General features: G+C 62.9%; 15 protein-coding genes and 1 pseudogene. 4 read left to right on the forward strand and 12 right to left on the reverse strand.

The features are described 5' to 3' along the window. Positions 1-294: 294 nt before the first annotated feature. Positions 295-7,839 (reverse strand): UvrD-helicase domain-containing protein, encoded by a 7,545-nt coding sequence (locus CA833_RS25090; RefSeq protein WP_207080589.1) that lies wholly within the window; start codon positions 7,837-7,839, stop codon positions 295-297. 574 nt (positions 7,840-8,413) lie between these two features. Between CA833_RS25090 and CA833_RS25095 the strand changes: the two genes are divergently transcribed. After that, complete coding sequence (locus tag CA833_RS25095; protein WP_207080590.1) at positions 8,414-9,751, forward strand: anti-phage deoxyguanosine triphosphatase; 1,338 nt, start codon at positions 8,414-8,416, stop codon at positions 9,749-9,751. Positions 9,752-9,808: 57 nt separating this feature from the next. On the opposite strand, the gene CA833_RS25100 is transcribed toward CA833_RS25095, so the two are convergent. Together CA833_RS25100 and CA833_RS25105 are read right to left on the reverse strand one after the other, a co-directional pair. Further along, the gene (locus CA833_RS25100; RefSeq protein ID WP_207080591.1) at positions 9,809-10,381 is read right to left on the reverse strand and encodes a hypothetical protein; all 573 of its coding nucleotides are present in this window, start codon (positions 10,379-10,381) and stop codon (positions 9,809-9,811) included. 661 nt (positions 10,382-11,042) lie between these two features. Next, positions 11,043-12,581 (reverse strand): DUF1593 domain-containing protein, encoded by a 1,539-nt coding sequence (locus tag CA833_RS25105; RefSeq protein WP_207080592.1) that lies wholly within the window; start codon positions 12,579-12,581, stop codon positions 11,043-11,045. A gap of 739 nt (positions 12,582-13,320) precedes the next feature. Between CA833_RS25105 and CA833_RS25110 the strand changes: the two genes are divergently transcribed. Together CA833_RS25110 and CA833_RS25115 are read left to right on the forward strand one after the other, a co-directional pair. Beyond that, positions 13,321-13,602, forward strand: a complete 282-nt coding sequence (locus CA833_RS25110; protein ID WP_207080593.1) for a type II toxin-antitoxin system RelE/ParE family toxin — start codon at positions 13,321-13,323, stop codon at positions 13,600-13,602. Between the two features lie 11 nt (positions 13,603-13,613). Further along, positions 13,614-13,901 (forward strand): HigA family addiction module antitoxin, encoded by a 288-nt coding sequence (locus tag CA833_RS25115; protein WP_242526503.1) that lies wholly within the window; start codon positions 13,614-13,616, stop codon positions 13,899-13,901. Positions 13,902-14,351: 450 nt separating this feature from the next. Here the strand turns inward: CA833_RS25115 and CA833_RS25120 are convergent. Further along, positions 14,352-14,564: pseudogene (locus tag CA833_RS25120) on the reverse strand (transposase); the annotation flags it as partial. A 925-nt stretch (positions 14,565-15,489) separates the two neighbouring features. On the opposite strand from CA833_RS25120, the gene CA833_RS25125 reads away from it, so the two are divergent. Continuing rightward, positions 15,490-17,436, forward strand: coding sequence for a flagellin (locus CA833_RS25125; protein ID WP_207080594.1), 1,947 nt, complete (start codon positions 15,490-15,492; stop codon positions 17,434-17,436). A 207-nt stretch (positions 17,437-17,643) separates the two neighbouring features. Here the strand turns inward: CA833_RS25125 and CA833_RS25130 are convergent, their stop codons facing one another. The 8 genes from CA833_RS25130 to CA833_RS25165 all read right to left on the reverse strand — a co-directional run bounded on the left by CA833_RS25130 (position 17,644) and on the right by CA833_RS25165 (position 26,493). Then, on the reverse strand, positions 17,644-18,354 hold the full coding sequence (locus CA833_RS25130) for a Fic family protein (protein ID WP_242526504.1): 711 nt from the start codon (positions 18,352-18,354) through the stop codon (positions 17,644-17,646). Positions 18,355-18,476: 122 nt separating this feature from the next. Continuing rightward, positions 18,477-19,367, reverse strand: coding sequence for a phosphate ABC transporter substrate-binding protein (locus tag CA833_RS25135; RefSeq protein WP_207080595.1), 891 nt, complete (start codon positions 19,365-19,367; stop codon positions 18,477-18,479). Positions 19,368-19,382: 15 nt separating this feature from the next. Then, complete coding sequence (locus CA833_RS25140) at positions 19,383-20,936, reverse strand: acetolactate synthase large subunit (protein WP_207080596.1); 1,554 nt, start codon at positions 20,934-20,936, stop codon at positions 19,383-19,385. Between the two features lie 4 nt (positions 20,937-20,940). Then, a complete protein-coding gene (locus CA833_RS25145) occupies positions 20,941-21,798 on the reverse strand; it encodes an HpcH/HpaI aldolase/citrate lyase family protein (protein WP_207080597.1) in 858 nt (285 codons plus the stop codon). A 146-nt stretch (positions 21,799-21,944) separates the two neighbouring features. Next, positions 21,945-22,943, reverse strand: coding sequence for a protocatechuate 3,4-dioxygenase (locus tag CA833_RS25150; RefSeq protein WP_207080598.1), 999 nt, complete (start codon positions 22,941-22,943; stop codon positions 21,945-21,947). Positions 22,944-23,078: 135 nt separating this feature from the next. Further along, positions 23,079-24,419 carry an MFS transporter gene (locus CA833_RS25155; protein WP_242526505.1) on the reverse strand — a complete coding sequence of 447 codons (1,341 nt, stop codon included), beginning with the start codon at positions 24,417-24,419 and terminating at the stop codon, positions 23,079-23,081. 31 nt (positions 24,420-24,450) lie between these two features. Then, positions 24,451-25,305: an amidohydrolase gene (locus tag CA833_RS25160; protein WP_207080599.1), complete on the reverse strand. Its 855-nt coding sequence runs from the start codon at positions 25,303-25,305 to the stop codon at positions 24,451-24,453. Between the two features lie 162 nt (positions 25,306-25,467). Continuing rightward, positions 25,468-26,493, reverse strand: a complete 1,026-nt coding sequence (locus CA833_RS25165; RefSeq protein WP_207080600.1) for an amidohydrolase family protein — start codon at positions 26,491-26,493, stop codon at positions 25,468-25,470. Positions 26,494-26,773: the final 280 nt, after the last annotated feature.

The following is a 26,773-nucleotide window of genomic DNA, read 5'->3' on the forward strand; positions in this document are numbered from 1 at the left end:
GGTTGCGACACCCTGCGTGTCAACCGGCGCGCAAAACTGCCCCCCCTATCGGCGCCCAATATTGACCCCACCTCTGGGTAGTGCGGCGGTTATCCCGGTAGTCGATAGGAGGGGCCCACGGACGACGACGCGCACGCTGTAGCCTCATGCTGGCACAGCGTGAGGGCTTTCCCGTCTGGACGAGCGATCTCGCTCGGAAAACCTTTGCCAACAGTGTCGAAGTCAGCTTCGTGATGATCCGTTTGCCCGAGGTATTACCTCCCCAGTCTGGCGGCTCGCCCGCTTTGCTTTGCCTCAGCGCAGACGTCCGGCGATAAGTACGGCATAGCCCCAGTTTACTGAGTCAGATGCGGTTGCTGCCTCGCCTGGTTCCTGCGGATGGAACCGGATCACGCCGCTGACTTTCAAATCCGCATCGCGGCTGCCTGTACCGAACTTCCTGGCGACGAAACCGATCTGCCGCAGTTCGCCGGACGGGCTGCGATGCATAAGACCCTTGCCCGCGCCCATACCGGAACCGCCCAGTTCGATGCGATCACCGACGCGGACTTCACGCTCGATATAAGCTTGGCATTGTGCGGGATCCGAATTGAAGGCGCTGGCACTCATCGCCCAGCCCAAGCCAACCTCTTCGGGTGATCCCTCCAGCACCAGCCCTTGCATGGACAGGCCGGCAAACGGCACCGGGCGCCGCCGCGCCCAGCACGCTTCGCGGTCGCCCATGAAGTACCATAGTCCGCGCTTGGCCCTCGTCATCGCGACATAGACCAGGCGGGCCTCTTCGGCCGAGGCGCCGACCAGATCCGGCGCTGCGCGGTTGCCCGCCATGCCAAATGGCGTGACGGAGGGCAGCACGACTACATTGTCGAACTCCAAACCCTTTACCTTGTGGATGGTCGAGACGGTCACCGATGGACTGCCGGCGGTATTGCCGGACAAGCGGATGATATCGTCGCCGTGCATGCCCTCGATGAAGCGGATCAGGGTGGAGATGTGGGGAAATTCGCGCTCCTGGCAGCATAGGTCCCAAAGCGCCTCGATCCCGTCGATGCGGTTCGGCGTGTCTTCGCTGCATTCGGGAATCTTGGTGGTCTGGCGGAAGGTGCCAACCAGCTGCCTTTTGAGGTCGTCCGTCAACGTTGCGTCGCGCTGTTCCAGTTCGCGGTTCAGGAACTCCAGCCACAGCGCATGATGGCGCAACGTAGCCGTGCGCAGGTTGGCAGTGCCTTGCACACGGATGCCGGGGATGTGCGGTTCCAGCAGGCGATGGGCCTGCGCCACTTCCGCGTTTGAGCGGCACAGGATCGCCAGCGTCTCGCCGCCCCGCGCCTCGGACTGCTGCCAGATTGCGGGGACTTGCGCGACCGCCTCTTCGAATGACTGACCGTTCCAGTCCACGCGTTCGACGGAGACGGCTTCAGGTGCAGCCTGGCTTGCAGTCAGGAGCGTCATCTTGCGCCGACGTGATCGCTCGTTTTCGGCAAAGAACGCGGCGATCATCTTCTGGCTGCGGTCGACGATCTGCCCGGCGGAGCGGAAATTCACCGCCAGCAGCAGTTGCGTCAGCGTCTCGCCGCCGAAATCCGCAACGAAGCGATCGAAATACTTTTCGGAAAAGGCGCCGTCCGGGCGGTTCCAGCGCAGGATGTCCTGATCATCATCACCGATCACCATCACCCCTGCGCGCTCCTCGCTACCCCGGTGAAGGTTGCGAAGGACGGTGTAGATGTCCTCGGTCACGTCCTGGAACTCGTCCACCAGGATGCAGCGCACGTCCCCGGCAACAGTGCGGCGGAAGGCCTCGTCGGTTTCCATGCGACGAGCGAAGGTCGGGAGCACGGTTTTCATGTCCGTTTCGCTCTGGTCCCCGCCGTCGCGCCCGAGATGGCGCAAGGCGAAGGAGTGGATCGTCGAGACGCGCACCCTCGACGCGTGCGCGGCATAACCGAGCGACTTGAACAGTTCGCGGATGCGCCGCCTGATCTCGAACACGACCGCGCGATTGAAAGCCAGGACGACGATCTGCGAGGGCTGAATCCGCTGTTCGCGGATCAGGTGGGCGATGCGCCCGACAAGTACGAATGTCTTGCCCGCGCCCGGCCCAGCGTTGACCAGCAGGTGCTGATCGAAAGGATGACTGACCGCCTGCCACTGGGCTGGTTCTTCTGATTGGCGGAACCGGTCGAACAGCTCCACCGCCTTGGTCGCACGCAGCTGTTCCTGCATCTGCGCGATGCGGCTGCCGGTCTGCCCGCCCGTCCCCTGTTCGCTTTCTTCGGGCTCGATTTCGCCCAGTTGGGTTTCGAGAAAGTCCTTCAACTGCCCGGCGTCGGGCTTCTCGAAATAGCCCCTGATGAAGCTATCCTGCGCATCGGGTCGCAGATTGGCGAAAACTTCCATCGCCAGGTTACGCGCTTCGGCAAGATCATTGATCTCGGTGAGTTCGCGCCAGACCGCCTCCTCGTCAGTTTCACCTTCATCGCGAAGCAGGACGACGTGCGAGAACTCGCGAAGCTCGGCGGACATGCTCACCAGCTTCAGGGCCGAGAGCAAACCGGCAGTCTGCTTCAGCGCGATGTGGCTGAAGCGCTTGTGTGCGTTTGCAGCGCGGACGCGATCGATTACCTCGGCAACCGCGATCTTGTCCTGCAGCGTGCGAACGACCGCAAAAAGCGACTGCGCCCCGGCGATCAGCGCCTTCCGACGGGCCATCGCGTTGACATTGTCCGAAACGGCCAGTGTTGCTTCCCATGGCACCGTCTCGTCAGGCATCACGATCTGTTGCAGCTTGACGTCGCATGCCCGCAGCACCGTGCGCAATCCGCTGATATAGGCCGCTTCGATATCCCGGTTGCGCGCTTCCAGCTTACGCATTTCCGCCCCGGTAGGTTGCTTTCCATCCGGCATGGGCGCCTGCATGGCCAGCGGGCCGAGGTCGGCGAGGTCCAGCGGCTCGAAGCTGACGCGCCCAGTGCCGTTCAACTGACGCAGTACCGTGATCGCAGCCGTATCGACCAGCGCGAACAGAGCAGCAATTTCCTCTGCCGTCAGTGTTTTGGCAAGGTTGCGCAACTGGAACTCGATATCTCGGCGCAGCGATACCGCGCCGCGCTTCTCCAGATCGACAAGGCACGCGAGTACGTCGTCGTTGGTCTTCATGGTTTCGCTCTGGAAGCGTATCTGCGTCAGGTTGATCACCGCTTCGATCTCGGCGACCGACGTCACCCCATTTCCCGCCGCGAAACGACCACCGCCCGGCGATCGCGACAGACCAAGACCGATCCTGTCTGCCAACCCTTCCAGCAGCCGGGTCAGACTTCCACGTCCCTGATCTGCTCCTTCCTGCCCCGGCGTGACCAGCCCGAGGAGGAGACCGGCCAGTTCCCCGATCGGCCCCTTTTCTCTGCGCAAGGTTTCCAGCAGTGAGGGACGCAGGGTGATTGTCATCACGTCTGGCAGCGACGTGCACAGCCTCAGCTTGCCCGCCCGCTCAAGCCAGTAGAGCGCCATGCGCATCCGGGTGGTGGCAGCGCGGCGTTCGGTTTCGGATCCGGTGGACTTGAAGCCATGCGCGGGCACGATCGACAGTAGCCCTTCCTGCTCGGCCTGCGCGTGTTCCCGGACCTCCCGATAAATATCTTCGACTGCATGCCGCTCAAGGGTGTTGCGGGCACGCAAGTCACGTATCCGATCGAAGTCGGCGCTCGAATGCGGCAGCACTGCCGACAGCAGGTTCAGCTTCGCCTTCTCGCGCTCCGCCACGCCGCGACCGATGCGGCCGACTTCCTGCAGGTAATCCTCCAGATAGCCCGAGGGCGAGAAGTGCAGCACCCAATGGATGTGCGGGATATCCATGCCCATCCCGAAGGCCTTGGTGGCCACGAGCACGTCCAGCCTGCCCAGGCTGAAATCGGCGTGCACCTCCTCGCGCAGCCCGGCGTCCAGCCCCGCATGGTAGAAGCCGACGTTGGCCCCCGTTTGCTTGGCAAGTTCATCGGCCAGTGTTTTGGCCAGTTTGCGTGTCTGCACGAAGACGATCACGGCGCTGCGCTGCTTCGTCTCCTCGCTGTTCCTGCGCGCCTGCGCCATGGCATCGAGGATGACCGGCAGCCGGGCGGCAAGCGCGGCTGCCAGACCGGCACTGCCTGCTCCCGGCACCCGCTGCGGGCGGATTGCGATGTGCGAACGGATCGGATTGGCAAAAGTATCCGGCCTCGCCAGTAGCGGCAGTCTGGGTGCATCGCCGGTCACGCCGCTGAGGAACGCTTCCAGCCTTTCGCGATCGGATGCGGTGATCGTGGCGGACAGCAGCAGGAACGGCGTAGGTTCCGCCTCCGGCGACGCCTGGCATTTCCGGCATCGTTCCAGCAACAGATGGGTGGCATGGAAGTAATCGGGCCGGAACTCGTAGCCCCATTGGTTGACGCAGTGCGCCTCGTCGACGACGACATGCTCAAGCCCCCCGTCTGCTTTCATCCGCTTTTCCAGCGCTTTCAGAAAGATCGGGCTACGCAGCCGTTCCGGCGCCACGTAAAGCAGGACGATGCGGTGATCGAGCACCCCCTGCATGACCTCATCCACCTCGTACTGCCTCAGATCGCTGTTGAGATAGTCGGCGCTGACCGCAAAGCCGCGCTGGCGCAAACCCTCAGCCTGATCGCGCATCAGTGCCTTCAGCGGTGAGATCACCAAGGTCAGTCGCCGGTTGCGTAGGCCCCGGCACAACGCAGGCACCTGGAACAGGACGGACTTGCCCTCCCCGGTCGGCAGCGACACCAGCACATGACTGGTGCGTGCGCTGATCGCTTCCATCGGCCCGCGCTGCGTGTCCTTGAAGCCGGGCGCCGCATCGCTGCCGCCCTGCCAGTGCTTGACGAGGAACTGCTCCATCGCGGCATAGCCCGAAGGCGCTTCCTCGCGCTCAAGCCTCAAGGCCGACATGACGCTATCGAGCCGCGCGGTATCGGCATCGCTGAACGGCGCTTCGTGCAAAGCCAGAACGTCGACTTTTTCAGCAAGGCCACGCACGACGGACGACAGGCGCGGGTCGATCAGAACTGGTGCGACAGAACGCTGCGCAAACCCAGTCGCATGCAACCATTTGGAAAGATGGCCCGGGATCAGCTTGGGCAGAGCTTCGAGTATCTCGGAAGTACGCACATTATGCGGAAGGGCCTGGGTTTCCGCCACGCGACGTTGCGCGCAGGCGTACCACTGCTCCAGCGGCAGCGCTTCGACCACCGGTTGCAGCGACAGGTCCGCGCTGCCAGCGATCGATTGCCATTGCGGCCAGTTGGCCAGCACATCGACGACCACGAAGCCTTTACGCGCGGCGCGGCTCAGGTGCTCGCGCCTGCTGCGGTACGATGGGCGCACTTCACCAAGGCCGACCTCGGCCAGCCCGGCCTCCAGCATTCGGACAAGCTCAGGGCTCTGCGAACTACCGATCAGCAGGATGGGCGTAGCACCGGCGCGGTGCTGCGATACTTCCCAACATGTACGCAGCACGTCCTGCCAGTACCCTGCCTGATCGCGCGCGTGAGGATGCAGGACGTGATGCCGCCGCGTGATCAGCACCGGGCGGACGGGCAGCGCCGCGAAATCCATCGCAGCGCCCTGCGGCTCTATAAGCTCCAGCGTCAGGGTGACGAAAGCATCGATGCCGCCTGCCACCTCCAGAATGTCGGCGGGTCGATCCGGCACGATCCAATGTGTGACCGGTCCGTCATTCGCCATCCTGACCAGCGATGTCGTCGACCAGTCACGCAGCAGCCCCTCGGGATCGCCAAGGTGCGCGCTGGCGGGATCGGGCAGGACGATCACATTGTCAGGTTCGGCCAGGATGTAGGTGTTCGGATCCGTATCGCGCCACCAGGCAAGATCGCGCGGCATTTCTGCAATCCGGAACCGCCCGCCGCGCGGCGTGATGCAGGCGCGGTCGAGCGCCTGCGCCAGCGCCTGATCGACATCCGTCACCCAGCGCGGAATCATGTTGCGGCGTAGCGATATACGCTGCGCGGCGGTCATACGGGCAACGCCTAGTACAACGGCGGCCGCCGGGCTGAGTGGAGCGCTCTCCCGTAGCGTCCGCTCCAGCAACGCCGCATCGATCTCGCACAAATCGCAAGGGAGCCTGACCGAAGAACCTGCGGGGGCGACCACCACATCGGGCACCCAGTCGAACGCTGCAATACGATCGCGGGGAAGGACAAGCAGGCGGCCCATCTCCGCCTTGTTCAGCAGGGCTTCCGGCGCGGTACGGGGATGATAGGCACTGCCCTCCAGCACCCGCGCCATCGCATCCAGCAGTTGCGCGGCATCGGCGAACTCGCCCAGCAACACCCGGCGCGCGAAATCGGCGGGCAGAAGGGAGAGTTGTCGCCTGAACAGCGCTAGGGCCGCCTGCGCATCACCGTCCGCGCGATGTTCCCCGCCGAGCGCGTGTGAGGCCGCCTGCGGTTCGATTAGGAACTGCACCAGCAGCGTGTCCCAGATCAGCGGAATGGTCTCTGTGCCGGTGGCTTTGCAGATAATCGGCCAGTCCCACGCCAGCAGATTATGACCTACAACGACGGCCGCCGCCCCTGCCTTCTCCACCAATTGAGCCAGCGCCATCGTGGGCGTGGTGCCAGCACTCTCGCGATAAAGCAGGTTCGCTGCGTCGGCCTGCGCGCAACCGACCTCCCAGATACGCTCGCCATCGGTTTCCAGATCGATCGACAGCGCCTGCCAGGAAAGCAGCGTTGGCACGCGCGACAGTTCCGCGCTCAGCGTTTCCGGGTTGGTGCGCCAGCCCGCCACGAGTTCTGCCCTGCGATCGATAGACAGTTTCTCGAACAGAGCAAGCGCAAGCGCCGGCTTGTCCGCGACCCAGGCATCCAGCCCCGGCCCCTCCAACAGGCCCTTGTCTGCAAGGGCGCCGATCCACGCTTCAAGAAACGGATCGAGGGCCAACCCGGATGCAAGAACATGCCCGGCAAGTGCGGCCTCGAATTCCTGCGTACCGGCGAACCATTCGCTCCAATCTTCCGGGGAGTCCTGCGCGCTCCTGCTATGGAGGTGCCATTCCATCAGTTTTGCGCGCAGCGACGGTGCCGCGCGGCGCATCCAGTCACGCTGCGGGACGCCAAGCGCCAACAACTGCGGCAGCGTGAACAGCGTGAGATCGAAGGCGAGATCGAGCCTGGCTGCGGACCATCCCGCAACGAAGCCATAGCGCGCCTGCGCTAACTTGCCCCACAGTGCCGTGCCTTCCAATTCGGGCGGCGAAAGTGTGGCAATGCGCGCCTTCAACACCTCCTCCAGCACCGGATCTGCAAGATCGGTCGGCGCATCGTTGTTCCAGCGGCTGCGATACCAATCGGCCCGCAGCAGCGTCCAGAACCTCGGCCAGGCCAACCCAGCCAGCTCAGCGCGGCGAATGCTATCCAACTGCGCCTGCGTCAGCGACGGAGAAGCCGAAAGCTGCGAGATTTCGGAAAGCGGCAGCCATTGCGCCGCAATCCTGCTCTTGCCCTGCCGCTGATCGCTGCCCAGCATGAACAGTACGCGGGCTCCCACGTCAGGCAGCTGTGCTTGATGATCGCGAGGCCCGGCCCGCCCCTTGATGTGGAAGAAGATTTCTTCCCGTCCCCCATCCGCGATCAGAAATCCGAAGCCACGCCCCGCTTCGATCCGGGATACCGCACCGATAACTGGCAGTGCCAGCATCGGACTGTTACCCTTATGCTTGCCCAATCGCGGCGTGGTGCGTGAGGATTGTTGAATCCGAGCTTCTTGCGCCTTGAGGTCGCCTGCATCCAGATTCAGCTTCGCCAACTGCTCACCGAGCGACGTCATTTGGGCTCAAGTCCTGCGACGGCAACACTCGGCCTGAACATGCGATCCCTCAAACAATGGGAGGCATCAAACGTTTGCAAACACATAGCGTAGTCTGAGGGGTAACAACACCGCATAATACGTTGTGTTATCATACTAATTGTTAACTGAAAGCAAGGGGCAGGCTCGACTGCGCGTGCGCTTTCTTATCTTCTTCATTCCCGACCGGTTCCCCAGGCCGAAACAAGCTTAAACCCCTGTCTGGATTTCCAGCAACAGATTAAACAGCGCCGTTTGCTTCATCAGAGAACATCATACTCCAGACGAAGATCGCCCTCCGCTAGTCCATATTCCAATCTGAGCCATATGTTCTGACGTCGGACAGCCTTCGTGATCGAGTGCTGCCACGTGACAAGCCGGGCCTGCTCCGCCATCAAGTCTCCGCTACGCTTTCTCGTCAGATACTCCGGTTCACTCCGCGCCTCCTGCAACAAGGTCATACCCGTGCTAGTCACAGTCACCTCGAAAAAACGGGCAGGCGAACCTGCAGCATATTCCCGGAAGCGCCCCTTCCTCTCCGAGGATCGGTGACGCCATGAGCTGGCTTGCTCGCCGCGAAGGCTGGACCCCGCAGCAGGAAGACGCCCGTGATGATGGCGACATCGACTATGCCCGCGTCATCCATTCCGCCTCGTTTCGGCGACTCCAGGGAAAGACGCAGATCCTGAATCTGGGCGACAGCGACTTCTATCGCACCCGCCTCACCCACTCGCTCGAAGTCGCCCAGATCGCCGGCGGTATCGCCCACCAGTTGGAGAAGAGCTTCCCGGGGCATGAGGCAACCGCGCTGCTGCCCGACCGGGGAACGATCCACTCGATCGGCTGCACGCATGACTTTGGCCACCCGCCTTTTGGTCATGGCGGCGAAATCGCGCTCAACTACTGCATGCGCGAGGCCGGCGGGTTCGAGGGTAACGGTCAGACGCTGCGCATCCTTGCCCGGCTTGAAAGCTTCTCTGCCGGCGCAGGCGCGAACCTGTCACGGCGCACGATGCTCGGCGTCCTCAAGTACCCTGTCGCCTTCAGCACTCTGGCGAACCCTTCGATCGTTCCTACGCTTTGCGAGGGACCATCGATGATCAAGGTACTCGACGGGCGCTCGTGCAAGCCTCCCAAGTGTTATCACGACAGCGAGCAGGACGTGGTCGACTGGATTCTGGACCCGCTTTCGGCGGCCGATCGCGAGGCCTTCCAGAGCTTTGCCCTGCAGGAAGGCAAGCATGCCAAGCCGCTGTACAAAGCACTCGACTGCTCGATCATGGATGCCGCGGACGACATCGCCTATGGCGTCCATGACCTCGAGGACGCGATCGCCCTCGACCTCGTAAGTCGTGATGCTTTCGCGGCCGCACTGCAGGACAAGTGCCCCTCGTTCCTCAACGCGCTCAAGGCGAAGTATCCCGGAGAGAGCGAAAACGACGTCTTTGCGCAGATGGTCGATGGACTCTTCAACAACGCGGCTTCGCGCAAGCGCTTCATCGGCCGTCTGGTCCATCACTTCCTGACCGCCGTCCAGTTCGTGGAGCGCCCGCAGTTTGCCGAACCCTTCCTGCGTTGGAGTGCGCGCGTGGCCTCCCCCCAGCGCGAGATGCTCGATGCCCTGCAGGATTTCGTCGTACGCGAAGTGATCGCCTCGCCTGCCGTCCAGCACCTGGAATTCAAGGGTCAGGGCATGGTCATCGCCGTATTCGAAGCCATGCAGGCGGATCCGAAGCGTCTGCTGCCTCGCGAGGAACTGGCAAAGTTCGAGGGTTCCGGCGGCAATCTCCGGGTCATCTGCGACTATGTCGCAGGCATGACCGACATGCACCTGCTCAAGACGTACGAGCGGCTGTTCTCACCGCGAATGGGCTCGGTGTTCGACAGGCTCTAGGCGCCCTTCGGACGGTTTGGCGCTTGCCCCGCATGCCTTTGCCAAGACTGATGAGGCTCAGTGGAGTGCGAGCTCGCCTTGCCTCGGCTCTGATCGGGCCGCCGGCTGACGTGATGAAATCAGGCAACGCGCCCGGCCGATCAGGGTGCAAACCGCGTAGCGCTGCCCTCCTCGGTTGGCGTGGTCCACACGAAAGCCCCGATAGTGCCGGCGCAGAAGCCCTGCCTTGACGAGTTCGCTCACGGCGTGGCTGAGATTGGTCTTGCCGGAACTGAGCGCCCGCTCGCGCACTTCCTGCTCGATGCGGACTTCCGCCTGCGCCGGGTCAAGAGTCCAATCGTCGCGCGCTGCCAGCTCCGAGCGTACTTTCTCGGCCAGTACTGCCCGCCGAGGATCTTTGGCGGCAACGGGCGTCAGCGCCTCGCACAACCAGTCGCGCAGCAAACGCCTTTGCTCCGCTCGCCCAACAAAGGGCCCTGCACTGCCATCGGCGCGAGCGATCTCGGCGATGAGGCTGAGCTCCATGAAGGCGTAGCGCGGCCGCGAACTGGCCTGCGCCACCTGGTCCAGCAGGATCGCCAGATCGCTGGACGGCGCACGCATGGCAAGAGGGGCAGCTGCATGAAACATAACCTGAATCAATAGAGCACAAATCAGGAATCACGAGAATCCCCCAATTTGCGGCGCATGACGATTGTCAGTTCCGACACTTTGCCGAGGGTGAAGTGTCGGAACTGACAAGGGCAATCAGGACGCTGACGGATCCGTGCCTGGAGCCAAGGCGTGACCGTGCAAGGCGCTAACTTTGCCACGGGGCAGAGCAACCAATGGAGCAAAGCTCCCGGAGAAGGAAGGGAAGGAGATAGGTAGCCGACGGGGACCATGACTGAATTTTGGAAGAAGAAATTTGGTTAGGTGCGCCGCTCTCCGGCGCCGACCTGCGAAAAGAGGTCCCTTTAGGTGTAAGTCGATGTCGGCCACTCGGTGCTGGCCCCTCGGGACAGCCGACGGTCGGCTCTCAGGAAGCGGAAATTGGCGGCTGAGCTACCGGCATGGACAGGCCTGACGTTGGAGCCCCCCACCGCGCGCTCAACACTGCCCGGCCCAATAGCGGCCGTCAAAGGCGAGGGAGTGATTGCATGAAAGCCGCACTCCGCTACGGCTCAGCGGTAAATATGACTGTATCTGGCCATGAACATCCGCCTGTCTCTCGCCTTATCGGGGATAAAGGCGGGACGATCCGACATTTGAGGAATGCCGACGCCCGCCATTACCGGACCATCCCTCAGGATCAGGGCGCGACCGTAACCAGCACCTTCGCATAGTGGCTCAAGCGAGGTGAACCGGAATCGGTGGCTTCGGCCAGAATCTGGAAAACCTGACCCGCCTTCGCGTCACGTGGCACCGTAAGGCGGGCGTCGGGCATATCGGCGCGGGAGATGTTCACGCTTCCGGGATAATCGTCGGCTGCTTTCCAGCGCCACCACCGGATCGTCACTGCATCGCCATCGGGGTCGGAGGCGCGCGCGGAAAGCCGGATCGTCTGGCCGGGCCGTGCGCTCACGAAGGCCGGCGTCTGCACCTTGATCGCGGGGTTGTGGTTCGCCGCACCGAACGAGGAGGCGGTCGACCAGGCAAGGCGTCCTGCGAAATCGCGCTGCGCCGCTCCGACGAAGGGATCTTCAGGTCGGCGCGGCAATTTCGTGAGGGCGCCCGGGTCCTTCATGAAGAGTTCGTACATCGCGGCCATGCGCTCCTGATCGTCGCGGGTCATGCGGTGCCCTGCCCAGCCCCCTGGCGTGGCCGAGCGATATCCCTCCAGGCCGTTGCCGAGGAAATCGAAGAAGGTGGGTGTATCCCCTTCACTGATGAACGAGCCCGTCTCCTGCGGCGGCGTCCAAACGACGAAGCCCGCGTCGGCCAGTTCCTGTGCCGTTTGGCCCTTTTCCCCGAAGAAATCGTAAGTGTCGCCCGGCACCATCTGCTGGCCATCGCCCCAGCCCCGGTAGAGGGCACCCATCGGCCCGCGCTCGAGGACGTGGGTCCTGATCCAGGCCGTTGAATAGTACGCCGCGTCACCCACGCTGACCTGTGACTGCGCACCATAACCGACCGGGACACCATCGGCGCGTTCCAGATAGCGCACCTGCGGCCAAACCGGCCTGATGTAGTCCACGTACGTGTCGTCCTGGTGGCCCGAAGGAACGATCACTGCCTTGGCGCTCACCCGCGCTTTGATCGCAGGCCAGTCCGACGAGTTGCCGAACTCCTCCTCGATCGATTTCAGGGCGCGAGCGATCGTGCTTTCACCGCCCCAAGCCAGCAGGTAGACCGGCGTCGCTTCGCCGTCGAGCAGGAGCGCGCGGATCAAGTCGGAACCGGCGGTATCGTGGGAGATATCGCCCTCGAACTCGGTATTGCCCCAGCGCATGATCGACCGCAGGTAATCGGGCGTGGGATAGTTTGCGTCATGCATCTTCAGGTTGTCATAGACCTTGGCATAAGCATCGATGGCCCGATCGATATGGAGCTGCCCGGTCGGCCAACGATACGAAGTGCACGGACAGGTCACGGCGCCGGGCTTCGAATATTCGCGGTCGGCATGCGCGAAGCGAGTGCCTTTCATGTCGCCGCTCCAGTGCACGGCACTGCTGGCGTAGACGAGGCCCACGGTCCGATAGTCGCTGGCATAGAGCAAGTAGCGGATCATCGAGTTCGCGTCGTCGAGTTCGGGGTCGGTGGTAACGACGATGCGCGGCCTGGCAGCTGCTGGTGTCTCGAAGGGAACAGGCGTGGGCGCGGTCAGCGCACCCGTCGGATCGGACGCCAAGACGGCAGGCCCGAGGACAAGCCAAGCTAGCCTTCCGAACTCCCTGCGCATTACTCTCTCCCTCAATGATATTTCGATGTCAGCTTAGCACACCTCGAAAAAATGAGAATATATATTCCAATATGGTGATTGAGCGCGACACCAGTGTGCTGGGACCGGAGATCCGACTTTCGACACGGCGCCTGCGAGCGGCAAGCAATCGCGAACAGATTTGATGGAGTCCCTGGCCAAGGACGGGCATGTGGGTGCCAATGATCCCCGATCGTTCGATCAACGGCGACAGGTCCGAAGCCTGCATGGCACTGGCCTTTTGCCGTCGCTCCAACGCACGTTGGCGAAATGATCGCAACGTCACTTTGCCCGATCACGCCGCGAAGAGTGCGGGGCAATGGCTCACAGAATCGTCGAAGGTATAGGCGCCGTATCCTTCGAACTAGCTGCGCGCCACACGCCGGATTCAGGTCGCGCCGTCCGGGCCATCGTGGTGGATCTCGCAAAGGCGTTGTAGCCTGCAAATCCGATAGGACCTTGGCCCCGGACAACATCAGGGGCAGCACCCTACCCCGACTGCATCAATAGGCCTGACGACGACCGCCCCCGAACGAGCGCCAGATCATAACACCGATGCCATCCACAGAAGACCGACCGGAACTGGGAAAGAAAAATTAGAGGCTGAACGACGGCAAAGGGTCGTTCAAACCCCTTGCGGCATGTATCATGATATGATACGTATCAAGTCATGATACAGAGCGCCAAGGGCAAGTTGGTTGAACAAGTCTTGGCGGGCAAGCCGGAAAAGGGCTTCCCGAATGACATCTTCCGGGCCGCTTTGCGGAAAATAGCCATGCTTGAGGCAGCGGTAAATCTGGACGATCTGCGGTCGCCTCCAGGCAACAGGCTAGAAGCCCTGTCCGATGACCGTGAGGGCCAGCATTCGATCCGTATCAACGACCAATGGCGTATCTGTTTCGTCTGGACCGACAGCGGCCCGCAAGACGTAGAGATCATGGACTATCATTGAAGGGAGACGCCATGACGATGTTGAAAACCCCGGTCCATCCCGGCGAAATCCTCAAGCATGAGTTCCTTGAGGAGATGGGCATTTCTGCTGGCAAGCTGGCGAAGCATATCCATGTTCCTCGCACCCGCATCGAACGACTGTGCGAGGAGAGGACTTCGGTCACGCCGGACACTGCCAAGCGTCTATCCAAGGCACTTGGTACGACGCCGGAGTTCTGGCTTAACCTCCAGACGCATTATGATTTGCTGGTGGATCAGGCAGCGGACATTGAGGAAATCAAGCCGTTGCTGGTGGCTTGATTCTCCACGTGTGTTCGCAGCGGGAGCCTGGTCCTAGGCGGCGTGGACACATTCCGCATTGCCAGGGTTGCCCTGCAAGCTGCGCCAGCAAGGCGCGAAGCCGCAGGAAGAGCGGGCCTCTTTCAAGGCGGAGCAACGCTGCTGGCGCAGCTTGCAGGGCAACCCCTACGGGGCTGGAGGCAAAAGCCGTCCCTTCGGCGTCGGCTCGGCTGGAAGTATCGACATACTCCTGCGCCTCACCTTCTTGAATTGACGGCTTTTGTCTCCAGCCGTGGCAACGCGGAATGTGTCCACGCCGCCTAGTTTCGGCTACCTGAAAACTGCCAGCTCGAAGCCGACCAGGTCTGAGCGCGCAGATGGGGTAGGTGCCCTTCCGCACCTGACAAATGGCAATCGATAGCTGAGCGTCATTCGCGGACATAGGGGGGGCTGTTTTTCAGCTTGCTCACAAACCGTCTGCCATGCCCCGAAATGGATCGGCATCATCCGCCAGCCACAGCCCGACAGAACAAGGTAGCGCACAGCGTTGATTACCTCGCGAAAATCTACCTCGTGTGGACGCCCCCGGCGCCCCGGCTTGGGCATCAGGGGCGCAAGGCGATCCCATTCCTCATCGGTCAGATCACTGGGATAGCGTTTCGTCTTCTTGGCAATCTGGGCCATGTGCCCTCAACTCTGATAGGGCCACATCTAGAACCTGAATCAGATGCAGAGCCTTGCGACAACCCTCGCCAACGATTTTCCAAACAGCCCCTTACAATTCAGATCAACCGCCTCTCTCCGTATATATTACTGATAACAGTATTTTTTAATTGTCTGGCAGATTGATTTTAAAGACAATACCCCGTCTCTTAACGAGATGTGTACTTCTGTGCACGAGGGTCCGCTGCCCCCCCAGTATGTTTCGCGGGCCCTCACCCGAGCCCTAGTCTATTCTTAGACATTTTACGCTGCGCGTCTGGCAAGCCGCTAGGCTGTATCGACAGCGGATTGCGGAATCCGCTGAGTTCAAGGTGTCGTTTAATGTGCGGTGCGATCTAAAATTCGGGAAAATCCAGGACTTTCCACCGTCCAGCACAAGTTCTTGGCGATATCACCAACCAGAGGAAATTATGCATTTTCTTGATCTTCGCCGGATCGTTTCTCGCGGTGGCGGCTTGGACATGAGTATTCAAGGCTACCCAGCCATGCACCTCCAATCGTTAGCGAGCTGCGCGGCTAATTCGGGGGCAAAGCTCACTTTTCGCGACGTTTCCGGACTGTCCGTGTCGGAAATGCAGGATATTGCATCCCTTGCTCGGGGTAACGTGGTGTTTGTCCTTTGAATTCAGTGTCACCAGAATGAAGGCACTGGGTTCGAAGCCGCAAGGCGATTGCCAGCAAAAGCGTTCGAGCGAGCATGTCTCCGGGAAAATCCCGGATAACGCGCTTGCGCACAATCGTGATTTGATCGGACAATTTTTCCCAGCGCATTGTTTCAAAAAGCCTGCAAATTAACAGGATATTTCATCATAAATATAAGGCGTTAGCCAAATTTATGCACCAACCGCTCTAAAAATAGACAATAAAGAGCGAAAGAGCGTGCGACATGTCTTCAATCAAAACGAACGCAAGTGCTTTGGCGGCACTTCGCGTTCTGGAATCCATTCGATCCGGCCTTGAAGTCAGGCAATCACGGGTAGCGACGGGGCTACGTGTGACGAGCACCAAGGACGACAGCGCCTCGTTCGTCCGTGCCCAGACCGTTCGTGGCGATCTGCTCCTGCAAAAGTCCCTTGGCGATACGCTGGACCGCTGGAATTCAATTACGGATGTCGCCATTTCCGGTGGCGAGGCGGTGAGCGACCTAATGACGACCCTTCACGAAAAATCGCTTCTGCTGATTGGGGCAGCGAACGACCCGGGCAGCACAAAAGCTATTCGTGCCGATATGGAAGGCCTGATCGCGCAGATCGGATCTACGGTCGATTCATCCCAGTTTGCCGGCGTCAACTTGCTGAAGGGAAAGCCCGCAACCCGCACCACCACGCAGACCCATTACAGTCTCCCCAGTTCCACGGTGAGCCCGGGCAAGCTACTCGCCTGGTTGGATTACAACCACAACGGCGCCGCCATGCCGGAGGATAGCCTGGAAGCCGTCCTATCCGGCACCCGGCGGCTGTCTCTCCCGGATTCGGCACTGACGCCGCAGAGTTTCAATGATCTCATCAATCCGGTCGGCAGCATTTACGGTCCCGATGTCCGCTACGTCAGTGATAATGCCGCTCATACCTACACCGTAGATGGTGGCTCGACAGCCGGGCGCGTGAACCTGTTGATAGACACCGGCATCACCAATTTCTCGGATTCTTACGGATCCGCGCGAGTGGAGATCTGGCAAGGCGGGGTGCGCGTGGCAGCCTCTGGACAGCCCTACGCTGCCGATGGCGCGGAAGTCGGTCCGTCAAGCGCCGAGGAAGGCCCGTTCATTCTCAGCTTTGACTATGACCCCGCGCCTGCCCCCGCCCCTGATCCCGACCCTGATGCCATCCCCGTCCCTATCACAGGCAACGGACAGGACATCGAGATACGCATCCTTGGCGGCAGCGGCGGGGCTGGCATCGAAGGCCTGCAATTGCAGGATCCGGCCGAGCCCATCCCCTCGCCCAGTGAGCGCTGGGACAGCGAGATCATCTACGAAACCCATGCCGTGACCGAGAATGCGGCGGGCCCTCTAAATCCCGAAGAAGTCTCTGCCCTGCGTGATGATCCCCTGGGCGAGCGGGCCTTGCCGATCGGCGTTCAGGCCAATTACGAAGTCGACGCCGGCCCCAACGCCGCCCATGTCGACCTGACCTTCGACGCCTACGACCTGCCCGATACTATGGAGATCTGGCAAAACGGCGTGCGCATCGCCGCAACCGGACAAACTGCTGCCAGCGGCGGCGCCCCGGTGGATGCAGGCGTGCCCGTATCGGGCCTGAGTGTCCTGAGTTTCGATTACGATCCGGCGCTCGGGCCGCTCACGGTATCGGTCAACGGATCGACCTACGACCCCGCCAGCGCCTGGGCCATCGGCGCTGTATCGATGCGCGACATCGGCGCCACGCCCTACACCACCGCCGATGTCTCCACCCGAGTGCAGGCGCTTTACACTTCCGCCTACGCCACGACGCCTTTTGATTTTGCGGACGACCTGAAGGGGGGCACCACTCGCATCTATTCTCGGGACCTCAGCCCTGGAGGGCTGGGGCTGGACACGCTGGACTGGACGGACCCGCAAGCCGTTGCCGACTTGATTGCCGGCGCGAGCGCTAAGGTATTGTCGGCCCTCAGCTACTTTGGTGCCCACTCCCGCAATATCGCGGGCCTCAAGGCGGCAAGCGTTGCCCGCACAGACGTGATGACCGAAGCGCTCGGCAATCTGGTCGATGCCGACATGGCCAGCGAAGCGGCAAAGCTTCAGGCTCTTCAGGCGCGCGAGCAGCTTGCCGTAAAAGCGCTGGCCATCGCCAATCAGGAGCCGTCGTTATTGCTCACACTGTTTCAAACCTGACGCCCGATATGAATAGTCGCAATTATCACGAGCAGGTGAGATAGGCGAAATTCTTGCCGCAAATGGTCGTATGGGAGGGGCGCGTTAACGGTCGCCATCCTTGCGAGCACACTTTGCTCGCGGGAGGGTCCGCTTTCAAAATAGCGGACCTTCCGCACCAGGCAAACGAGAACTGGTGCCTGAGCGTCCGGAATGGGTCGTGGCCCGCTACCGGCCCAAGTCGAGATAGTAGCGGGTGGATTTCAGCGTGCCGGTCTGCCTCAGTGCGCCCATATCAACCAACTCGTGCAAATCGCGGGTTGCAGTCGCACGAGAGGTGCCGGTGATGGTGATGTAGTTGGCCGCGCTCAGCCCCCCGGTGAAACCGTCCAACCCTTCGCGGAACATCCGGGCAATGGTGCGCGCTTGCCGCTCGTTGAACCGGTCCCGGAAGCGGTCGTAGAATTGGGTCTTGGTGATAAGAAAGTCGACCAGGGCAAGGCTGTGCGTCTGGGCGTCCAGCACGGTTTCGGCGAAATAGGTTAGCCAAGTGGTGATTTCGTTGTGCTTGTTGGCTGCTTCCAGCGCGTCGTAATAGGCACCCCGCTTGCGCTCGATGCCATGTGAAAGGGCAATCAGGCTGGGACGGCCGATGGCCTGTGACAGCACTTTCTCGGCTAGCGCACGAGCCACGCGTCCGTTGTCATCCTCAAAGGGATGGATCGACACGAAGTAAAGGTGAGCGATCCCGGCCCGGGTCAAGCCCGGCAGCGGTCTTCTCCCCTCGGGAGATGTGGCGGCGGACCACGCCAGGAAACTCTGCATTTCCCGTGACACGTCTTGCGAGGGCGGGGCCTCGAAATACACCTTCGGCTCGTGGCTGAAACCTGAGACGACCTGCATGGCCGAGCACACCGCCGCGATGATCCTCGGGGACATCGACTCTTCCACATGTTCCGAAAGAGTCCGATGTTCTTCGTCAACGAGACCCGGAATTTGGCCCTAGCATACCAATTCGAGGCGGCTGCCGCGTAAAACTTTGCAACAGCCCCCCGGACTGCTCATCCCAACGAAGCAGTCACGTCGTCGAAGAGCTCGTCGACGGCGATCCTGTGCGGGATGATCTTCTGCTCGAAGGCCCAGTCGATGGCGAGTTCGATACCCTTGCGGTTGGCCTCCAGGCCCATCGGTGGGAACGGATCGGGAAGCCCGCCCTCAGTGAGGTTCCGGCTCTCCTCGATCATGCGATAGAGTTCGCGCACGACATCGGGGCGGTTCTTCGTGAGATCCTGGTGCACCACGAACATGTGGTTGATAGGCACCACGCCCTGTCTCGCGAACCATTCCTTCGCGGCGTTGAAGGGATCGGGAACGAGCCTCTCGACGCGCGGGTCCTTGGGGAGGTCGACGCCCTGGAGCGTCGCGGCGAGGTCACCGTCGAGCATCATCTGGCCGATGTCAGAGCCCTTGGGCAGGCGCACGCAGTTTTCGGGATCGGTGTATTCAAGCAAGTGGCCGTCGCCCACCGTCATCCACGTCACCTTGTCGAGATCGACCCCGTATTCGTGTTGCAGCACGCCGCGCACCCACAGCCCGGTGGTCTGCGCATACGTGCGCACGCCGACTTTCTTGCCCTCGATATCCCTGGGATCGAGGTGGCCAAGTTCACGGTTGAAGCCGGCGCAGTGGTGCTGGAAGCGGCCCGAGATCGGCGCCGGCAGCAGAACCCAAGGCTTGCCGTAGACCCGGGCCTGGAGGCAGGTCACGATTGCCAGTTCGCCGCAGTCGAAGGCGTTCTCGCGCAACATGGCCTTGAATCCGTTGTGCGCCTTTTCGGGCCCGCACAAATCGAGCGCGACAATCTCGGAGGACACGCGTCCGTCCTTGAGCGCCTGGGTCTGCGGGTAGTCCTGTACGTTGGCCCGAAGGGTCAGGACGTCATTCTGGGTCATCACTCTCTTCCCGGCTCAGTAAAGCTTCACTTCGATCAGGCACGGCCCGTCCATCTCGGCCGAGCGCGCCATCTGCGCGTAAAAATCTTCGGCATTATCGACCTGCACGCCGGGCACGCCCATGGACTTCGCCATGGCCACCCAGTCGATGGTCGGACGGTCGATGTCGATCATCGCCATGGCCTGCGGGCCGGGCTGCTGGCCCGCGCCCATGTTCGTGTATTCGGCCTTGAGGATCGCGTACTGGTTGTTCGCGAAGATGATCGTGGTGATCGGCAGCCCCTCGCGCGCCTGGGTCCAGAGCGACTGGATCGTGTACATCGCCGAACCGTCGCCCACCATACAGAAGGTCCGCCGATCCGGACAGGCCATGGCCGCGCCGGTGGCGACGGGGGTGCCGTAGCCGATCGAGCCGCCCATGTTGTTGATGAGATCGTGCGGGCGCGCGCCCATGGTGAGGCCCATGGTCTGGCGTCCCGTCGTCAGCGATTCGTCGACGAGAATCGCGTTCTCGGGAAGTGCCGCCGAGAGGGCCTGCGCGATGGTCTCGGGATTGAGCGCGCCGCTGGGCGCCGATGTCTCGATCCGCTCCTGCACCAGCGATGCCGCTCCCTTGAGGCCGAGCGCGTCGATCAGCATGGCGAGCCCAGCTTCGCTGTCCTCGTCCTCGGCCACCAGCGAATGGACCGTGGTGCCCGGCGCCTTCAGGAGGCTGGGCTTGTCGGGATAGGCGAAGAAGGCGACGGGCTCCTTGGTCTCCAGCGTGACGATGTGCCTGAAGTCCTTGAGGAAGGCCTGCCCCAGCGGCACCGCGTAGGGGATGCGCTCGAGCGGGGTGCGGCCGGCGCCGCGTTCGATCCGCGCGGTGAAGAACTGCGAGCCGAGCCGGCATCCGGTGCCGGCCGCGACCACGCCCGCAAGATCGAGCGCACGACTGCGCGTCGCCTTGTTGCCGAGGATCAGCAGCGTCGGCTCGCCCGAGCGCAGGACCTTGGCGACTTCATCGACGCGCGCCTGGTCGGGCGCGGGCCGTGCGCGGACCAGACCCTTGGGCAGGGCCGACGCGCCCGCATCCTTCCAGGCGGTATCGCCCGGCAGGATAAGCGTGGCGATCTGGCCGGGGTGTTCGCTGGCCTTGGCACAGGCAGTCGCGGTGTCCCAGGCGATGCTCGTCGCGCTTTCGGCGCGGCGCACCCAGTGGCTGAGCGGGCGGGCGAGGCCCTCGATGTCCGAAGTCAGCGGCGGGTCGTACTTGAGGTGCGAGGCCGAGTGCTCGCCCACCACGTTGACCATGCCCGAGGAGGCGCGCCTGGCATTGTGGATGTTCGAAAGGCCGTTGGCGAGCCCGGGGCCGAGGTGCAGCAGGGTCGAGGCCGGTACGTCCTTCATGCGGTACCAGCCATCGGCGGCGCCCGTGCAGACGCCTTCGTAGAGGCACAGCACCGACTTCATGCGCGGATTGTCGAGCGCGGCCAGGAAGTGCATCTCCGAGGTGCCGGGGTTTGCGAAGCAGACCTCGACGCCATTGTCGACGAGCGTGTTGACGAGCGTTTCTGCACCGTTTGCCATCGGATCAGTACCCCGCCAGTTCGCGACCCTGCCCGACGACGCCGTAGCTGCGCGTCGGCGCCGACATCAGGAAGCGGTAGCCCTCGCCGAGCAGGCGCTCGACGTTCTTCGCATTGGCGTGCGGGTTGCCGACGACGACATCGTGCTTCTTGCAGGTTTCGACGATCCGGTTCATCGCGCTCACCACTTCGGGATGCTCGTACTGGCGCGGGTAGCCGAGGGCCTGACTGAGATCGCCCTCGCCGATCAGCACGAAGCCGATGCCGGGAACATTGGCGAGGATGTCGTCGAGGTTCTCGATCGCCTCGGGGCTCTCGCACATCATGCCCACCAGCAGTTCGCCGTGCGGCGCCAGCGGCCAGACATCGGCCTTGGCGTAGTAATCGGCCTGGGTGAGCCCCCAGTAGCGCGCCGCAGTCGCCGGGCCGTCGCCGCGAATGCCCTTGGGTTCGTAAAGCGCGGCGCCCGTGGGCTTGGCATAGCGGCACGAGGCGACCATGTTGTAAGCCTGCTCGACCGTCGAGACGTGCGGGGTGATGACGCCGTAGACGCCGCGGTCGAGCACTTGCTTCGCCTGGAACTGGTTCATCTCGCCACCGTTCGCAGGGATGCGCGCGATCGGCGTGACCGAAGGCGCCACCGAACCGGTCTCGGCGATCCGCTTGCGATTGAGCATGTACTGGAGCGCATCGCCGAGCGCGGAGACGTCGTAGGGATTGTGCTCCATCTCGAAGACCACGCCGTCATAGGGCGCGTCGGTCATTTCCTGCGCGGTCAGCTTGTCGACCTTGGCGAAGCAGGTGAAGGCGGGCTTGCCGCTTTCGAGCGCGCGGATGATGCCGTTGAGGCGGGTATCGGTCATTGTCGTGATCTCTCGTTTTAGGGCCTTGCCCCGGTCTCAGGCCTATGCCCTACCCTCTGCCGGGCGACATCGCGCGATTGAACCGGCGACCGCCGCCATCGAATAAGGGCCGGAATTCGCGAGGAAGCCCGACCCTTTTTCCGTCTCTATTCCTCAGGCTGCCAGTACATGAAGCCCATGCCCTCGCCCGTGCCCGCCTCGGTGCGCCAGCAGGGAACGTAGTCGACCAGCGTCATCTTCGCGCCGGTGTGCTGGAGCGCCATCATCACGATCGAGTAGATCTTCACCTCGCTGGTGCCCGACTGGTAATAAGTGTCGGGGATCGCGGCGAGGCCTTCGTAGTCGTAGTTCGCCAGCTTCTCCATGACGTCGCGGTCGAAGACCTCGTCGTTGACGAAGTGCGAGAGCCCGCCGCTCGCGATCACGGCCACGCGCACGTCTTCCGGCCAGGCCTCGATCGCATCGCGCAAGCAGCGGCCGAATTCGATGCAGCGCGCCATCGAGGGCTGCGTCGGCGGATAGAACAGGTTGAACAGCACCGGCACGTGGCGCGGCACTTCGTCGCGCATGATCTGGTGGTAGACGAAGCTGTAGGCATGCGGGACCACCGGGTAGTCCGGCGCATAGCCCTGGCGGCTTTCCATCCAGGTGTTCTGCGGCCACTTCTGGAGATCGTTGAGGTCGAAGCCCTCCTTCTGGAAGGCCTGGATCAGGTAGGTCGCGAGCTCGGGATAGGCCTCATGCACGACGTGGTGGTCGGGCGCGTAGACGGGGCGCTGCGGCGGGCCGTTGTGTACCTGCTCGCCGGTGTAGATGGTGATCGAGGGCGACTGGTCGGGCCAGATTTCCTTCTGGTCCTTGCCGAGCACGATGCAGACATCGACCTTGGCCCGCGCGTATGCCTCGGCCATTTCGTCGAGCGCGGCGCGGCAGCGCCCGGCCCGTTCGGTGCGTTCCTCGAGGGTGAGGAAGGGGGCGAAGGCGGCGCCGCGCTCGGCCTCGAGTTCGGGGTAGGTCCAGGTGCGACCCTGATACCAGAGCTCGGGGTTCCTGCGGTCGCGCTCGCCATTGTTCAGCCAGTCCTCGGGCGCCTGCCCGAGCATGCCGCTGTGCGGAACCGCCATGCCGAATACGATCTCAGCCATCTCGCGTCCTCTCGTGAAATCCGTTTCATGCGCAGGCCGTGCCGCGCGGTCATCCGGGCCCTAGGGAGCGCTGGCCGCTCCCGCCCATTCAATGTGCGCCGTGGGCGATTGCAAGCTGCCCGCCCAGGCTGCCCCTCACCCGGCCGCTTCGTCCGAGATCTTCGGCGCCCACTCGGGACGCAGCACCAGCCAGGTAGTCAGCGCGCCGATCACGAGGAACACGAAGATCACCATCATCGGCAGGTCGTATCCGCCCGAGACGTGGAGCAGCCAGCCCGAAAGGCTTGCCGCGACCCCGCCGGCAAGGCTCGTCGCCACCTGCTGCACGCCCGTTACCAGGCCAACCGCGGGCGCCGGGATCAGCGTCAGCCGGCAGAGCGCGAGGTTGTTCGCGGTGGCAAGACCCAGGCACGAGAGCGAGAACACGTTCCAGAACAGCGCCGCATCGAGCGAGGTCGCATAGGCCCCCAGCAAGACCGTGCAGGCGCCCATGAAACCGGCGATGACGAAAGCCTTGCGCACGAAGACCGGATCGCCGCCACGCGCAATCACCCGGTCCGCGAGCCAGCCAGCGATAACGGCGACGATGGCGATGCCAGCAAAGCTGAAGAAGGTGAACAGACCCGAGGTCTCGAGGCTGAGCCCGCGCCGCTCGACGAGGTAGCTGGGCATCCAGGTCATGCAGAAGAAGGTGAAGTAGCCGTAGCAGAAGTTCACCACCAGCGTGCCCCAGACGAGCGGGCTCGAAAGGATGCTGGCGAAGGTCACCGAGGAGGCCTTGCGCCGGATCGCGGCCATGTCGGCCTTGCGCGGCAGGTCGTTCCTGACGAGGCCCATCCACGGCAGCAGCCAGACGAGGCCGACCGCGCCCGTCGCGATGAACATCACCCGCCAGTCGTAGGCGGTGATCAGCCAGGCCGCGATCGGCGCGCCGATCGCGGGTCCGAACTTGTTGCCCATCGCGAAGATCCCCACCGCGGTGCCGCTCTGGCCCTCGGGAAAATTGTTGCGGATCCAGCGGTAGCTGGCGGGCATGACCACCGCCTCGGCAGCGCCGACGATGAAGCGCATGAGCACCAGCGCCATGAGCGAGGAGATCATCCCCGTCACCGCGGTCGCCACGCACCACAGCACGAAGCACACCGTGTAGGGCGTCTTGACGCCGTAGCGGTCGACGACCCACCCTGCGGGGATCTGGATCATGCCATAGGACCAGAAGAATGCCGCGTTCACCCAGCCCCGATCGACGTCGGTCAGCCCGAAGTGCTCAATGAACGGCGCGTCGGCGAGCGCGGAGGAGACGCTCGTGCGGTCGACGAAGGCGATCATCACGCCCAGCGCCAGCAACCCCAGCACCGCCCAGCTGGCCGGGCTGGCAGCGAGACTGGCAGCGGAACGGGCGGGCCCCGCGACGCTTGCCGTCGCCGCCCGCTGCCCCGGCGCTTCCAGTGCCTTGTCCATCTCGTCTCTCTCCACGTTCCCGTTTTCCGTTGTCGCGGACGGCAAATCAGTCGTCCAGTGCCGGGTAGAGCTTCTGCGCCGTCTTCGCGAAGATCCACTCGCGGTCTTCGTCCGAAAGGCAGGCAAGGCGCTGTTCGGCGGTGGCCTTGATCTCGGCCAGCGTGCCGGGCGAAGTCGGGTAGTTCGACCCCCAGGCCATGCGGCTCGCGCCGAAGACCTCGACGAGCCTGGGGAACAGCGTCTCGGGGCGCGCCTCGCCCTTCACGCTGTCACCCATGATGCGCGGCGTGAGCTTGAGAAAGATGTTCGTGATCGGCGCGAGGTCGAAGAGGCCCTGCGCCTGCGCATAAGGCGCCCCGTCGGTCACGTCGGGGCGACCGAGGTGGTCGAGGATGATCGGCACCTGCGGGAAGCGCCTCGCCAGCGCGGTCACAGCGGGAAGACCGACGGGGCCGGTCTGGATGCACATGGTGAGGCCCAGTTCGCCCAGCAGTTCCCAGGCCGGGTAGGCGCGCGCATCGTCGAGCTCGCTGGGATCGAATTCCTTCGTCGAACCGCCGGTGAAGACGCGCAGCCCCTTGAGCCCCCTGTCCACCCACATGCGGATCGTCTCGCAGGCGTCGGGCGCCAGCACATCGACCGAGCCCACCGCGATCAAGCGGCCGGCATGGCGGTTGCAGGCGTCGACCACGTAGCTGTTGTCGAAGCCATACGTGGTCGAGGAATGGACCACCGCCGCCTTGGCGACGCTCGCCTCGTCCATCGAGGCGATCAGCGTCTCCACGGTGCTCGGCCGCTCCTGCGACCAGTCCGACCGCTTCCCGAACAGCGGCGCGGGCGGATAGGCCCGTTCATCGTCGGAAATGACGTGGGGGTGGATATCGACGAAGCTGGATTTCATGCACCTGTCTCCGTTGCCGGAAGCGTTGCCATGCGCTCCGGCTGTCGTTCTGTGGGTTTCAGTCTGGGGTTGGGGCGACGGCGGCGGGAGTTCAATGTCAGCCGCGAGGCATAACTTGTGCCGCCGTCGCCTGTTCAGTGGTTCGGGCTCAAAGGCTCCGGTTCACAGCCCGCGGGCCTTGAGCCTCGCGTCGAGACGCGGATAGACGCGGCGGGCATTGCCCTCGAAGATCGCGAAACGGTCGTCATCCGACAGCGCCTCGCAGGCATCGACGTAGCGCCTGGTGTCGTCGAAATAGTGCCCGGTATCAGGGTCGCAGCCGCGCACCGCACCGATCATTTCCGAACCGAACAGCACGTTCGAGGTCGGCACGACCTTGGTCAGCAGCTCGACGCCCGGATGGTGGTAGACGCAGGTATCGAAGTAGATGTTGTCGAGCAGCCCCTCGAGCGGGCGGTCCATCATCTCGAGGCTCATCCCGCGATACCGACCCCAGTGATAGGGCACCGCGCCGCCGCCGTGCGGGATCACGAGGCGAAGCGTCGGGAAGTCCTTGAACAGGTCGCTCTGCAGGATCTGCATGAAAACCGAGGTATCGGCGTTGAGATAGTGCGCCCCGGTGCCGTGGAAGTTCGGATTGCACGAGGCCGCGACGTGGACCATGCCCGGAACGTCCAGTTCGCACATCGCCTCGAACAGAGGGTACCATTCGCGGTCGGTGAAGGGCTTGCCGGTCCAGTAGCCGCCGGTGGGATCGGGGTTCACGTTGACCCCCACGAAGCCCAGTTCCTCGACCACGCGGCGAAGCTCGGGGATCGAATTCTTCGGCGACGCATAGGGGCTCTGCGGCAGCATGGCGACCGGCGCGAAGTTGTCGGGATACATCTCGGTGACGCGGTACACGAGATCGTTCGAGACGCTCGCCCACTCGAGGCTGGTGCGCTCGTTGCCGAGGTGGTGGCTCATCAGGCCCGCGATCGGCGAGAACAGCGTGAGGTCGCTGCCGCGCTCCTGCTGGAGCTTGAGCTGGCCACCCTCGATGCCCTCGCGAATCTCGTCGTCGCTGACGCGCGCGTCGGCCACGAGGGGCGCATTGGCCAGGTCATCGGCCGCCGCGACTTGGCTGGCACGCCAATCGCGGAAGTGCCTGGGAACCGTCGTGAAGTGGCCGTGACAGTCGATGATCATGGGATTCTCCAGTGAAATGCCTTTGTCGCGGTCCTAGGCGCGACGGGCAAGCAGGCGGGGATTGATTTGCCCGCCGGGCCGAAAGGTTCGCTGCCGGTTGAGGTTGGGCCGAAGTTCACGAAGGTGAGACAAAAAGTTGAATCAAGGGGTTTACCACCCCTTGACCCCGTGAACGGTAGGCGTTGCGCGGCATTCAAGCGTCAGACTCGGATTGCGCCGCAGGCTATTTGGTCTCCCGGCGCAACGGCAGCACGACGACGAGGCGGCACGCAATGCAGAC

Source organism: Novosphingobium sp. KA1, from assembly GCF_017309955.1.
Taxonomy (GTDB): Bacteria; Pseudomonadota; Alphaproteobacteria; order Sphingomonadales; family Sphingomonadaceae; genus Novosphingobium.

Excerpts from the sequence above, each read along its gene's own strand:
- CA833_RS25090 (WP_207080589.1), bottom strand. The coding sequence starts at position 7,839 with ATGACGTCGCTCGGTGAGCAGTTGGCGAAGCTGAATCTGGATGCAGGC.
- CA833_RS25130 (WP_242526504.1), bottom strand. The coding sequence starts at position 18,354 with ATGTCCCCGAGGATCATCGCGGCGGTGTGCTCGGCCATGCAGGTCGTC.
- CA833_RS25125 (WP_207080594.1), top strand. The coding sequence starts at position 15,490 with ATGTCTTCAATCAAAACGAACGCAAGTGCTTTGGCGGCACTTCGCGTT.
- CA833_RS25165 (WP_207080600.1), bottom strand. The coding sequence starts at position 26,493 with ATGATCATCGACTGTCACGGCCACTTCACGACGGTTCCCAGGCACTTC.
- CA833_RS25115 (WP_242526503.1), top strand. The coding sequence starts at position 13,614 with ATGACGATGTTGAAAACCCCGGTCCATCCCGGCGAAATCCTCAAGCAT.
- CA833_RS25110 (WP_207080593.1), top strand. The coding sequence starts at position 13,321 with ATGATACAGAGCGCCAAGGGCAAGTTGGTTGAACAAGTCTTGGCGGGC.
- CA833_RS25140 (WP_207080596.1), bottom strand. The coding sequence starts at position 20,936 with ATGGCAAACGGTGCAGAAACGCTCGTCAACACGCTCGTCGACAATGGC.
- CA833_RS25095 (WP_207080590.1), top strand. The coding sequence starts at position 8,414 with ATGAGCTGGCTTGCTCGCCGCGAAGGCTGGACCCCGCAGCAGGAAGAC.
- CA833_RS25160 (WP_207080599.1), bottom strand. The coding sequence starts at position 25,305 with ATGAAATCCAGCTTCGTCGATATCCACCCCCACGTCATTTCCGACGAT.
- CA833_RS25135 (WP_207080595.1), bottom strand. The coding sequence starts at position 19,367 with ATGACCCAGAATGACGTCCTGACCCTTCGGGCCAACGTACAGGACTAC.
- CA833_RS25150 (WP_207080598.1), bottom strand. The coding sequence starts at position 22,943 with ATGGCTGAGATCGTATTCGGCATGGCGGTTCCGCACAGCGGCATGCTC.
- CA833_RS25145 (WP_207080597.1), bottom strand. The coding sequence starts at position 21,798 with ATGACCGATACCCGCCTCAACGGCATCATCCGCGCGCTCGAAAGCGGC.
- CA833_RS25100 (WP_207080591.1), bottom strand. The coding sequence starts at position 10,381 with ATGTTTCATGCAGCTGCCCCTCTTGCCATGCGTGCGCCGTCCAGCGAT.